Raw genomic sequence first — 12,526 nt, forward strand, 5'->3', positions numbered from 1 at the left:
AGTCCAAAGCACACTGAGATTCCCCCAAAGTTGAAAAAAGCTCAGTCAAGATTCCCTAATAATCATCAAATAAATGCACCCTATTCCTTAGGCCATTTTGACGAAATTAGAATGTTCACAAATTTGCTGATTTAGACTAAATCTTTGTGTCCGATAATTGATTCACTAGATTTAAACTTCAATATGAGGGCTACTTGTGTCTCATGATAAATCTCTGCGTTAAATAACTACCTAATACAATTAAGCTTATAGCTATGAAAAAGTATATTTTTCACCTGTTAGTAATATTTTCATTTTCATGTAATTCAGATACTAGCGAGTATTTTGTCATTGATAAAAATTCATCCAACAGGTCCATTTTCATCGGCGAAGATTCCGATGATTTGGTGAAATGGGCAGCTAATGACCTTGCAGAAGACTTAGAATTCATACTCGGAACAGAAGTTACAATTAGTTATACTGATAAATTCAATCCTGATGACAAAGGAATTTATATAGGGAAATTTGATGATCCATTAATTGAATCCTTACCCGAAAAGCTCAATAGAAATTTAAACGGTGAATGGGAAAAATTCCTTATCAATAAGCATGAGGAAAATCTCTTCATTGTGGGCAGCGACATTAGAGGCACTGTGTATGGGATTTTTGAACTTACAGAGCGAATCGGTATATCACCGTGGAAATGGTGGGCAGATGTTCATCCTGAGAAAAGTGAAGAGATCGGAGTAAAATTGCCTGTTGATGGAATTGAAGCTAGTCCTTCCGTACAATACAGAGGGATATTTTTGAATGATGAAGATTGGGGATTACAACCTTGGGCAGCTAATACCTTCGAACCAGAAACTGGAGATATAGGCCCCAAAACATACGAGAAGATCTTTCAATTGCTGCTTCGCCTGAAGGCTAACACCATTTGGCCAGCGATGCATCCTTCCACTAAGGCTTTTTTTAGCATTCCAGGAAATCGGGAAATGGCGGAGAAGTATCACATTTCCATAGGAACCTCACATGCTGAACCCATGCTCCGAAACAATGTGGATGAGTGGGATGAGGAAGCCTATGGTGATTTCAATTATTTCACCAACAGTGAAAACGTCAAGCAGTATTGGCAGGAGCGAATCACAGAAGCCAAAAATGGAAACAACATTATTAGCATGGGCATGCGGGGAATCCATGATTCGGGAATGCAAGGAAATGCTACTCAAAAAGAACGAGTTGAACTATTAGAACAAATTTTTCAGGATCAGCGGAGTATTTTGTCAAAAACAATCGACAAACCTATCGAAGAAATTCCTCAGGCATTTACAATCTACAAGGAAGTATTGGATCTGTACAATGATGGCTTACAAGTTCCAGAGGACATCACGCTGGTATGGACCGATGACAATTATGGCTACATCCGCAGGTTAAGCGATGAGCAGGAACAGGCCAGAAAAGGTGGCAGCGGAGTATATTATCATTTGAGCTATTGGGGTAGACCTCATGATCACCTCTGGCTCTCTACCACACAGCCTGGGTTGATATGGTATGAAATGACCAGAGCCTATCAAAACGGAGCCAAAAAACTGTGGATTGCCAATGTAGGAGATATTAAGCCTGCTGAATACGATATAGAGTTTTTCCTAGACCTAGCTTGGGACATCAATAGCATCTCTGAAACTACCATAAATTCCCATTTGGAGGCTTGGAGTTCTCGAGAGTTTGGGGAAGTCCATGGGGAAGAGATCGCCAAGATCTTTGCGGAATATTATCGTTTGGCATTTCTACGCAAACCCGAATATATGGGATGGAGCCAAACTGAGCCGACCACAACAACAAGGATCACGGAGTTTAACTCCGAGGAAGCAAACCGCAGATTGGAAGCTTATGCTAAGCTGGTAGAAAAAGTAAATGCGATAAAGTCTTCCCTATCCAAAGAGCGTCTTGACTCCTATTTCCAATTAGTGGAATATCCAATAAAAGGTGCTGCGCTAATGAATGAGAAATTTATCCTTGCTCAGGAATCATACCTCAATCCAACTAGTGATCTAAAGGATAAACTCGCGAAGCAATCGCAACAAGCATATGATAATATTGTGGTGCTTACCGAAGAATATAACCTCAAAATCAGCAATGGTAAGTGGAATAAAATGATGTCTATGCATCCTCGAGACCTACCTGTTTTCTCCATGCCAAACTATCATCAGACAGACCAGTTGCCTGAGAGCAAAAATACAGCAGGAGGCCCCACTCTTTCTCCGCCTATTTTTATGCAGGGAAATGAATATTCTAACGCCCAAGGTGCAGCAAATTACCAATGGAAAGCAGTGGAAGGATTAGGTTACAGCAATGCCGCTATGACGCTATTCCCTTTTGCAAACCTGCTATTTGAATCAGAAAAACCATACTTGGAATATCAATTTGACCTGCAAAATCCAGGAAAGCATGTAGTGGAACTACGATTCTTACCTACTCATTCAAACAATTTTGATCAGAAGATATGGGTATCAATCGATGATCAGGAGCCCAAAGAATTCTCTTTAAATACTCGTGGAAGAACTGAAGAGTGGAAGGAAAATGTATTGAGGAATTTTGTAAAAGTGACTTACCCGATTCTCATTGATAAATCAGGGAAACACAGCCTGAAAATATCAGTCAATCAGGTTGGAATAGTACTAGATCAACTCGCTATTAGTCAAGAGGGGCAGGAGAAATTCTATGAAATAGTGAAATGACCGAATGACCAACAGCTGCATAGAGCGCCTACCTTAAAATTTCAACTTCCCCCAAGTGAATCGCTACCTTATTGACTAGAAAGGGAAAGTATGGTACTACTATCTAGAGACAAAACTAGTTCACCCCTTGCTAGGCAAGAAAATAAACCCAGTGCTCCTTCACGCTTTCTTCGAGCCCTTTGTGGCTAAAAACTTAAACAAAAAAACCGAGCTTCTCTGCCCGGTTTAGATGTTGGTTCTTGTTTTCTTAATTACTTCTCAAGACTTATGTATTGCATGAACTCGGTACGCGATTGCTCGTCTTTTTCAAACTTTCCAGAATAGAAAGAGGTAACTGTAGAACTTTGCGTGTCTTTCACTCCTCTAGAGCTCACACACATATGATAGGCATCGATAATGACAGCCACGTCATCTGTTCCGAGCGCTTCTTTCAGTTCATTACCGATCTGCATGGTCAATCGCTCCTGAACCTGAGGCCTTTGAGCGAAATACTGAACGATTCTATTGATTTTAGAAAGTCCAATTACGTTTCCATTGGAAATGTAAGCCACATGGGCTTTACCGTAAATCGGCACAAAATGATGCTCGCAGTGAGAATGCACAGTGATATCTTTCTCCACCAGCATCTCATTGTATTTGTATTTATTTTCAAAAAGCTTAGCCACAGGCTTGTTCTTCGGATTCAAACCTGAAAACACTTCCTTCACGTACATTTTTGCAACGCGATGTGGAGTTCCTTTTAAGCTATCATCCGTGAGATCCAATCCCATGATATGCATGATTTCTCTGAAATGCTTTTCAATTAACTCGACTTTCAGTTCATCATCCATTTCGAAAGCGTCCTCCCGAAGTGGCGTTTCTAGGGAAGTTCCCACATGCTCATCTCCAATATCCTCAGCAGATGCTCTTGCGATATTAATTCCCATCGTATTCAACAAAGTTTCTTTCTGTTTCATAAAGTCGAATTGTTAACTCGAATTTTCGATCAATTTTTTCCCTTAAAATATTCCAAATAACCACTGCAATATTCTCAGCGGTTGGGTTAAGTTCTTTGAATTCATCGGTATCCAGGTTTAAATTTTTATGATCTAATTTTCTTAATACATGCTCTTTGATCAAATCACTGAGCACTTTCATATCGTAAACATACCCAGTTCGCGGATCCACTTCTCCTCTCAATTTCACTATCAATTCATAGTTGTGGCCATGAAAATGAGGATTATTACACTTTCCAAAAACGGCTTGATTTTGCTCGTCCGACCACTCAGGGTTATGAAGACGATGCGCTGCGTTGAAATGTTCTTTTCTATAAACTGATACTTTCATTGAATGCTGAAACAGCCGCTTTTCTGTTTTTGTTTGAATTATTTTCCTATTTATCTGTTAGGATACTTGGAGCGTCCTGAATGACAGTGAAATAATTTTGGGAAGGCAAAATTACAGAATAATAATTTGTACCAAAATCTAAGGCTATCCTTCACCACCCGAAGAACTGAGAAAGTCACTTAGAAGGTTCCCTGAGAAATTTCACATATTTAATGACCAAAATCATAAGATACTGACTTCAAGCTCGTTTGATCTCATGGTATATCCTATTAAATTTGCAAAATCACCCAAATGCTTATGCTTAATCAAACCATTGCGATTACCCTCCTATTGTTCATAGGGATTTTCCCAAACCCAGAATTCAAAGAAAACTCAACAAACATCCTAACTCCCATCGATCCAGTCTCTGTGACTTACGATGCATTACAGGCAAAAAATGGAGTTTTACCTTCCAAAGAAGTTTTCAATTTAGCTATCCAAGGCTGGAATAAAATGAAGGACAATTTAAAGTCAAAAGTCCTTACAGTTATTGATTTTAGCCTTCCATCCACCGAAAAGCGCATGTGGATTATTGATCCTGAAAAAGGAGAAATTCTACTGAACTCTGTAGTTTCTCACGGAAGAAATTCTGGAGACCTGATGGCAAAAACCTTCTCAAATGTGCCTGAATCATTCAAAAGCAGTTTGGGTTTTTATAAAACTGCAGAAACCTATTCTGGCAAACATGGCTATTCTTTAAGACTAGATGGTTTGGAAAAAGGCTTCAATGATCAAGCTAGAAATAGAGCAATTGTAATTCACGGAGCTGACTATGCCAAAGAAGAATTTGCTAAATCTGTCGGTAGATTAGGTAGAAGTTTAGGTTGCCCAGCGCTTCCAAGTGAACTTTCTGCCCAAGCAATTGATCTGATAAAAGACGGTTCACTACTTTTTATCTTTGGAAAGGATCAAAATTACTTAACTAAATCAAGCCTGATCAAGGCTTGATTTAGAACTTCTAAGCGCTTTCAGTAGGGCCGCATCTCTTTCATATACATCAGATCGGAAATTAGCTTTTCCATCTTTATCCGCCCAGAAAGTCATATAGACTAGCACGACTGGGATTTCTCTTTCCAATTTCACCACTTCCTCAGTTTCCTGATGCATGGCTTCCTGGATTTTTTCATCATCCCAAGACTTGTCATTGATCAATATCTTAGCGAATTGATCTGGATTCTGAATTCGGATGCATCCGTGACTAAGCGCTCTTGTTTCTCTTTCAAAAAGGCTTCTCGCCGGTGTATCGTGAATGTAAATATTGTAATCGTTTGGAAACATGAACTTTACCAACCCTAAGGAATTATCTCCTCCAGGCTTTTGACGAACACGGTAGCCTGTTTCTTTAGCCAAATTGACTTGGGAAGCTTTTACTACCGCTCCATTTCCGTCTACTACTTCCATGTTTTTCTGAGAGAGGTAATTCGGATTCTTTTTTACAGAAGGTATAATCTCATCATTGGTAATAGATTCCGGGATATTCCAATACGGGCTAAATACAATGTAACTCATCGGTGCTGTGAAAGTCGGTGACTCATTATATTCTTTACCAACAATCACTTTTGCTGTAAAAGCCGTATCCTGATTTTTCATATAGTCTAACTGATAATTGGCAATATTTACCAGGACCATCTCCTGATCCCAATCCATCTTGGGCATCCATCGTAGTCTTTCCATATTTATGGAAGCTATATCGATCAGGTTTTGAGGGGATTTATTAAGTGATTCGGCTACTAATGCTCCAATTATTCCGTCAGGATTCATACCATTTGACTCCTGATATTTCTGAAGTCCAGCAAACATGGTGGAATCAAAAAGCGTAGGATCCGCCATTTCATAAGGTTTCAAAAAGTCCCAAAACATGAGACGCTTACGTAAAGCAGGAATAGCAGCGTGCTGATCTCCTACTTCAATCGCACCTTCCACAGGTTCAAATTCCCAGGTAAGCGTATCATTTTTTTGGATTGTATACAATTCCTGTATAGCCTTCCTTCCTTGCGCATACAGATCTGAATTTGGGTAAAGTTTTTCAAAAGTCTTCTCTACTGAACTTCCTCCAGCTACTTCCTTCAGCATTTCCGAATAGTTATTTTCTGTCTCCTTCTCCTCAAACTTCCAATTTGGATCAAGAGAGGACGGATTTACTTTCCCATTTTCCAAATCATGAGCTAGACGGAAAAAGGCATCGGTAAGCAATAACTCAAGGCTAACTTTCTCATCTGAAGATAAATTTCTGAATTTCTTGTTTTCCTTTTCAGGAGTGGATGATAGTGCATAGATCCGCTCTAGATGGTAATCTTCAGGTTGCAAGCCATCGTATTTCGAATCCTCTATTTGCTCTAATAACTCTTCTCCATTTTTTGAAAGGGACCCGTTGAAGAGCCATACTTCCATATATTCTCGATCAGTATAAAACTCTTCAATGGAAACCGCATAATCTGATTCAGCTAAAACTCCAGCTTCTCCGGATATAAAATACTGCTCAAGTTCGTCAGTGATATCAGATCTTCTTTGGTTAAAAAACCAGAGGAGACCTACAGCAAGTAAAACAACTGCAGCGATGGGGATAAATATTTTCTTATTCATAAAAGGTGTATTGTACAGCCTTATATTAGTCAAAGTTCGTACGCTTAAATAGCACAACCGATAATAGCCCCAGATTTAAACCTTTCTAATTCATTTTCAAACCCTTAAGAAAAATTCAAACTATGAAGTCAAATCTAAGGAGACTGATCACTGAGACTGTTATTACCCAAGTTGGGGCAAAACACCTGATTTAATCTCGAAGAGCTTCCAAAACCTCAGCATCGCGATCGTAGATATCCTGACGAAAATGTCCTTGTCCTTTGGAATCTGCCCAGAATGTTAAGTACAATAATACTACAGGAATTTTACGATCAAGATTGACAATCTCCTCTCTGTTCTGGTGCATCGCCGAATTAATCTTATCCGAAGTCCACGCTTTGTTATTACGCAGCAAAAGTTCAGCAAAAGTTGCAGGATCTTGAATACGAATACAGCCGTGACTTAAGGCGCGATCTTCTCTTGTAAAAAGACTTCTTGCTGGCGTATCGTGAATGTAAACACTGTGCTCATTTGGAAACATAAACTTCACCAATCCCAAGGAATTAGTAGCACCTGGCTTCTGCCTTACCATGTAAGGAATAGATTTACCACTCCAATTCACAGATGCAGGATCTACTGCTTTGCCTGAAAAAGTGACCACTTCCATATTTTTCTGTGACAGGTAATTCGGGTTTTTTCGCACAGCAGGCATCACTTCATTTCGCACAATAGAAGTTGGAAGATTCCAATACGGGCTAAAAACTATGTAACTCATGGCTGAAGAGAAAATCGGTGATTCATGATATTTCTTTCCCACGATCACACGCGTCGAAAAAAGTGTATCCCGATTGCTTAGGTAATCCAATTGATAATTGGCAATATTAACCAAGATCATTTCGGCACCACGTAACGTATCAGGCAACCAGCGCAGTCGCTCCATATTCACAGAAGCCTTGTCAATCAAATCTGTCGGAGATTGATTGAGAGCATTAATCGTATTTTTACCCAATGCTCCGTCAGGTTCTAAGCCATTTCTTTGTTGGAATTTCTGAACAGCCAAAAACATTGTGGAATCATACTGCTTTTCATCTTCAAAAACGTAAGGTTCCAAAAATTTCCAAAAAGCTAGCCGCTCCCTTAAGTTTGGAATTCCCCCGTGAGTTTCCCCAACTTTGATAGTTTTCGAAACTTTGACAGCTTTCCAATTGAGAGTATCCTGCTTGCGGATTTCATCTAAACCCCGGATGACCTCGCGACCTTTTTTGTAAACCGTGATCGTAGGATAAAGAGTCTCTAGGGTTTGACGAATTTGCTTCTTTTCTACAGCTGCTTTGAGTAAATCGGGGTAGGAAACTTTAGAAATCTTTGTGGTAATTTCCCAATCCCCAGCTAACTTCTTTGGATCTACTTTCCCTACTTCCAGATGTGCTGCCAAATGGAAAAAAGCGTCAGAAAGCAATAAATCAACATCAGCTAAGTCATCCAAGGCATTAGGGGTGGCTTGTTTTTTATTGGATTCAAATTGAAAAAAGAATTGATTGATTAAGTCTAGGTGATAATCCTGTGGATTCAGCCCGTCAAACTTACTTTGATTAATTTCAAACCGTAGCTCATAAGCCAATTCTGTAAGCACTCCCTTTTCTGTCCAAACAGGATTAAATAACCTATTGGAATAGAAATGATAAATTTCGCCTTTGGCATAAAGCTCCTGCTGTAGCACATTAAGTGGAACATCTGGCTGATCCAGCTCCAGTCTGATACGAATATTATCCTGGAGGTCGGTGTTTTGACCAAAACAAAAAAGCCCCTGAGTAGTACTCAGGAGCAAAAGGAGTATAAATCTCTTGATCATATAGCTTGAAAGATTATTCAACTTCGAAGTCCTGATACTTTCTACCAAGTGTCCATGCTTCTTTTAGCATTTCCAGAAAGCCTTCCATTTTGTGAAGGGGAATCAAATTTGGACCATCGCTGAGTGCTTTGGAAGGATCTGGATGTGTTTCTATAAAAAACCCATCTATACCCGTCGCCGCTGCAGCCCGCGCCAAAATCGGCGCAAATTCCCGCTGTCCTCCGCTACTTCCGCCTTGTCCTCCTGGTTGCTGTACGGAATGCGTGATGTCAAAAACCACTGGAGCAAACTGACGCATGATAGGAAGTCCGCGCATGTCAACAACTAGATTGTGGTAACCTAGGGAAAAACCTCTCTCAGTGAGGCATACATTCTCATTTCCAGTTGACCGCACTTTGGTCACCGCATACTGCATATCCTCAGGTGCCATGAACTGACCTCTCTTGATTTTGACAGCTTTTCCACTTTCGCCTGCGGCTAAAAGCAAATCCGTCTGCCGACATAGGAAAGCTGGAATCTGAAGCACATCCACGACTTCAGCCACATCTTTCACCTGATAGCTTTCATGGATATCTGTCACCAAAGGAACGTTCAAAGAATTCCCGACACGCTGTAAAACTTCCAGCGATTTATCCATACCAATACTTCTGAACGAACCAGATGAAGTTCTATTTGCCTTATCAAAAGAAGCTTTGAACACATAAGAAAATCCGTGCTGTTCGGCCCAATCTTTTACTTTGGTACCAATCTCCAGGCAGATATCAAAGCTCTCTACAGCACAGGGACCGGCAAATAAAACAGGTTTTTCTTCTCCCAAAATCACCGAATCAGTGATCCGCATGGGCTTATTATTTCTTATCATTTTCGGTTTGGGATAAAGTGTCAATTAAGGGTACAAGTTGTTCGTTTGAATGAAGAAGCAAATCTCCTACTTCTCTAAAAACGCCCTCTCCTCCTTTAAATCTAGAAACATAGTGCGCAATCGGCTTCACGTATTCCATTGCATCGCTAGAAACTACCGCCAAGCCTACACGAGATAAAATAGGCAAATCAATTAAGTCGTCACCGATGAAAGCGACTTCCTCAGCCTGCAACTCAAGAGTTTCCAAAACCTCATTAAACTTCTTACCCTTGTTCTTGACCCCATGGTAATGAAAGTCAAACTTTAGCTCTTCACAGCGGTTTTGCACTACGTAAGATTCTCTCCCCGTGATGGCACCTACCATTAAGCCACTTTTGCGAAGGTGATAGACGATCAATCCGTCTTTGACATTGAACTTTTTAAACTCCAGCTTATTATCATCGTAGATAATTCCGCCGTCTGTCATCACTCCATCGATGTCCGTGATGATTAATTTTATTTTGGCTGCTCTCTCCCACACTTCATCAGAAATGTGAGCGAAGTATGCAGCTACTATTTTTTCTGTTTCCATTGAATTGAATAAAGATCGAGCCTTCTTTGCTCGAGGTTTCGTACACTTCCCGCTTTCCGCTGCTTTGTCAATAAATCCAAATCCACATCCGCCACAATAATCGTTTCCTCATTTTCGGAGGCCATAGCAACTACTGCATCATGCGGAAAGGAAAAGTCTGAAGGAGAATAAATCGCAGCCTGGGAATATTGAATATCCATGTTTTCTACTTTTGGTAGATTCCCCACAGATCCTGTGATAGCAACATAACATTCATTTTCTATTGCTCTGGATTTTGCGCAGGTATTTACCCGAAGGAAAGCATTCTTGGTATCTGTCCAAAAAGGAACGAACATAATGTCCATTTCCTGTTCAGCGAGGATTCTTCCCAATTCTGGGAATTCCACATCATAGCAGATCAAAATCCCGATTCTACCTGCATCGGTATCGAACACATTGATCCCGTTTCCACCTTGAAGACCCCAGTAGGATGCCTCATCAGGCGTAATGTGCAGCTTGTATTGCTTATCCTGCGTACCATCTCTACGACAGAGGTAACTTACGTTTCTTAGCTTTTTACCATCGTACTCTGGCATAGAACCCGCAACGATATTCACATTATAAGAAACAGCCAAGTCACTCATCCTGCTGACAATCTCATCTGTATAATCTGCCAGATTACGGATGGCTTCAGAAGCATCCATATCATTGAATTCTGCCAAAAGTGGTGCATTGAAGAATTCTGGGAGTAGGCAGAAATCGGACTTATACCCAGACACCGTATCCACGAAAAATTCCACCTGCTGCATCAGATCGTCCACATTGGAGAAGCGGCGCATCTTCCATTGAACTAATCCAAGACGGACAATTGACTTCTTGTTACCGATTAGCTTTTCGTCCTTTTCGTAATAAATATTGATCCACTCGAGAAGCGTGGCATAAGCTCTGGAATCAGTGTCTGATGGTAAATATTTGGTAATAACTTTTCTTACGTGAAATTCATTAGCCAGCTGGAAAGACAAGACTGAGTCAAAAATCTCCTTGTTTTTTACCAGATCTATATATTTCCGAGGAGTCATCTCGTCAGCGTAATTCGTGTATCCAGGAATTCTACCTCCTGCGATTATAGATCGAAGATTAAGATTCTCGCAAAGCTCTTTTCGCACATCATACAATCTACGCCCAAGCCTCATTCCCCTATAATCGGTATGTACAAACACATCTGTTCCGTATAGGGTGTCGCCATCCATATCGTGGGTGTCGAACTTCCCAAAACCCGTGATCTGATCGTAGGTGTGGTTGTCGCCAAATTTATTGTAGTCGACCACCAGACTCATCGCTGCGGCCACTACTTTACCATTATCTTCTATCGCAATCTGGCCTTCAGGAAATGCTTTTAACTGGTTCTTAAGCTCTTCTTTGGTCCAGGCCCCACCTTGATTTTTATAAATAGAGACCATGATTTCCCGGATATCATCGTAATCCGAGAGTTTAATATTTCTAAGCTTCAGCCTATGCTCCAGCTCTTCTTTTTGCTTGCTCATGTTTCAAAATTAGCCAAATTCAATTAAATATCTCCATTCACTCTTATCCAACAAAAAGAAAGCGAACAATGCAAAGGATTGCATGTTTTAACAGAATTATAGTACATTAAATGCAATTCTGGATAGTTGGGGCTAGAAGAAAAATAAAAGTAAGTAAGAATTAAATGCAACAAGAAATAAAAGAAGTGGCAGAGGAAAAAGCGCAGGGTTTTATTGAGTGGATTGAGCAAGTATTCAACTACAGCCTGGTTAACCTTGGAGATTCTAAGCTAACCGTGGGGCTGATTCTCACCTTAATTATCTCATTTGTAATACTTTTTATAGTTACTGAATGGATCAGAAGATTTCTGGTCCACAAGATCTTAAATCGCTATCAGATTGATTCGGGCACAAGAGCTTCGATAGGAATGATAGTGAAGTATGTGCTCATTCTGGCAGGAGTATTCTCAATTCTTCAGACAAATGGCGTTGACTTAAGTGCTTTCGGAATTCTTGCAGGTGCCTTGGGTGTAGGTATTGGTTTTGGTCTACAAAACATTACAAATAACTTTATTTCAGGGTTAATTATACTCTTTGAGCAACCCATAAAAGTGGGAGATCGCATCGAGGTAGGTGATGTGACGGGAGATGTAATTAGAATTTCGGCTCGATCCACCACCATTGTGACAAATGACAACATTACCATAATCGTCCCGAACAGCCAGTTTATTGACAGTCCAGTAATAAACTGGTCCCATAATGATCGAAATATTCGCTTCAATTTTCCGGTAGGCGTGTCCTATAAAGAGGACCCTGAAAAAATAAAAGGCATCTTAATCGAAGCAGCAAAAGAAAATGCTGGAGTCCTAAATACTCCTGCCCCTGACGTACTTTTTGACAGCTATGGAGACAATAGCATCAACTTTACGCTTAGAGTTTGGTCTTCAGAGTATATTAATAGACCAAAAGTGCTGAAAAGCCAATTATATTATGCCATCTTCAAAAAATTTGGTGAGCAAGGAGTTGAGATACCATTCCCTCAACGAGATCTTCACCTTAAATCGGGGTTTGATAAGTTAGAAAATTAGCCTAATTTTC

At 40.2% G+C, this 12,526-nt stretch carries 10 protein-coding genes; 3 read left to right on the forward strand and 7 right to left on the reverse strand.

The genetic code is table 11. The features are described from left to right. Positions 1–254 precede the first annotated feature (254 nt). Positions 255–2,714 (forward strand): glycosyl hydrolase 115 family protein, encoded by a 2,460-nt coding sequence (locus QOL76_RS02675; protein WP_283411479.1) that lies wholly within the window; start codon positions 255–257, stop codon positions 2,712–2,714. A 251-nt stretch (positions 2,715–2,965) separates the two neighbouring features. Here the strand turns inward: QOL76_RS02675 and folE are convergent, their stop codons facing one another. Together folE and QOL76_RS02685 are read right to left on the reverse strand one after the other, a co-directional pair. Then, positions 2,966–3,670, reverse strand: coding sequence for a GTP cyclohydrolase I FolE (gene folE / locus QOL76_RS02680; protein WP_283411480.1), 705 nt, complete (start codon positions 3,668–3,670; stop codon positions 2,966–2,968). Further along, a complete protein-coding gene (locus QOL76_RS02685; protein ID WP_283411481.1) occupies positions 3,630–4,040 on the reverse strand; it encodes a 6-pyruvoyl trahydropterin synthase family protein in 411 nt (136 codons plus the stop codon). The genes folE and QOL76_RS02685 overlap by 41 nt, the downstream gene beginning before the upstream one ends. A 297-nt stretch (positions 4,041–4,337) precedes the next feature. Between QOL76_RS02685 and QOL76_RS02690 the strand changes: the two genes are divergently transcribed. Continuing rightward, complete coding sequence (locus QOL76_RS02690) at positions 4,338–5,027, forward strand: murein L,D-transpeptidase catalytic domain family protein (RefSeq protein ID WP_283411482.1); 690 nt, start codon at positions 4,338–4,340, stop codon at positions 5,025–5,027. On the opposite strand, the gene QOL76_RS02695 is transcribed toward QOL76_RS02690, so the two are convergent. The 5 genes from QOL76_RS02695 to QOL76_RS02715 form a co-directional block, all read right to left on the reverse strand. Next, positions 5,007–6,662 (reverse strand): L,D-transpeptidase family protein, encoded by a 1,656-nt coding sequence (locus QOL76_RS02695; protein WP_283411483.1) that lies wholly within the window; start codon positions 6,660–6,662, stop codon positions 5,007–5,009. The genes QOL76_RS02690 and QOL76_RS02695 overlap by 21 nt on opposite strands. Before the next feature lie 190 nt (positions 6,663–6,852). Further along, the gene (locus QOL76_RS02700; protein WP_283411484.1) at positions 6,853–8,493 is read right to left on the reverse strand and encodes a L,D-transpeptidase family protein; all 1,641 of its coding nucleotides are present in this window, start codon (positions 8,491–8,493) and stop codon (positions 6,853–6,855) included. Between the two features lie 13 nt (positions 8,494–8,506). Continuing rightward, positions 8,507–9,355, reverse strand: coding sequence for a 3-deoxy-8-phosphooctulonate synthase (kdsA, locus tag QOL76_RS02705; protein WP_283411485.1), 849 nt, complete (start codon positions 9,353–9,355; stop codon positions 8,507–8,509). Continuing rightward, the gene (locus tag QOL76_RS02710) at positions 9,342–9,926 is read right to left on the reverse strand and encodes a KdsC family phosphatase (protein WP_283411486.1); all 585 of its coding nucleotides are present in this window, start codon (positions 9,924–9,926) and stop codon (positions 9,342–9,344) included. Before QOL76_RS02710 ends, kdsA begins: the two co-directional genes overlap by 14 nt. After that, entirely contained in the window at positions 9,908–11,449 is a 1,542-nt protein-coding gene (locus QOL76_RS02715; protein WP_283411487.1) for a carbon-nitrogen hydrolase family protein, read from the reverse strand. The genes QOL76_RS02710 and QOL76_RS02715 overlap by 19 nt, the downstream gene beginning before the upstream one ends. Positions 11,450–11,613: 164 nt before the next feature. On the opposite strand from QOL76_RS02715, the gene QOL76_RS02720 reads away from it, so the two are divergent. After that, on the forward strand, positions 11,614–12,516 hold the full coding sequence (locus tag QOL76_RS02720) for a mechanosensitive ion channel family protein (protein ID WP_283411488.1): 903 nt from the start codon (positions 11,614–11,616) through the stop codon (positions 12,514–12,516). Positions 12,517–12,526: the final 10 nt, after the last annotated feature.

Origin of the sequence: Algoriphagus winogradskyi (genome assembly GCF_900182815.1) — a bacterium.
GTDB classification, from domain to species: Bacteria; Bacteroidota; Bacteroidia; order Cytophagales; family Cyclobacteriaceae; genus Algoriphagus; species Algoriphagus winogradskyi.

Bases quoted from the DNA above. Each gene is read 5' to 3' on its own strand.
- QOL76_RS02695 (WP_283411483.1), bottom strand. From the start codon at position 6,662: ATGAATAAGAAAATATTTATCCCCATCGCTGCAGTTGTTTTACTTGCT.
- QOL76_RS02700 (WP_283411484.1), bottom strand. From the start codon at position 8,493: ATGATCAAGAGATTTATACTCCTTTTGCTCCTGAGTACTACTCAGGGG.
- QOL76_RS02715 (WP_283411487.1), bottom strand. From the start codon at position 11,449: ATGAGCAAGCAAAAAGAAGAGCTGGAGCATAGGCTGAAGCTTAGAAAT.
- QOL76_RS02675 (WP_283411479.1), top strand. From the start codon at position 255: ATGAAAAAGTATATTTTTCACCTGTTAGTAATATTTTCATTTTCATGT.
- QOL76_RS02690 (WP_283411482.1), top strand. From the start codon at position 4,338: ATGCTTAATCAAACCATTGCGATTACCCTCCTATTGTTCATAGGGATT.
- QOL76_RS02710 (WP_283411486.1), bottom strand. From the start codon at position 9,926: ATGGAAACAGAAAAAATAGTAGCTGCATACTTCGCTCACATTTCTGAT.
- folE (WP_283411480.1), bottom strand. From the start codon at position 3,670: ATGAAACAGAAAGAAACTTTGTTGAATACGATGGGAATTAATATCGCA.
- QOL76_RS02720 (WP_283411488.1), top strand. From the start codon at position 11,614: ATGCAACAAGAAATAAAAGAAGTGGCAGAGGAAAAAGCGCAGGGTTTT.
- QOL76_RS02685 (WP_283411481.1), bottom strand. From the start codon at position 4,040: ATGAAAGTATCAGTTTATAGAAAAGAACATTTCAACGCAGCGCATCGT.
- kdsA (WP_283411485.1), bottom strand. From the start codon at position 9,355: ATGATAAGAAATAATAAGCCCATGCGGATCACTGATTCGGTGATTTTG.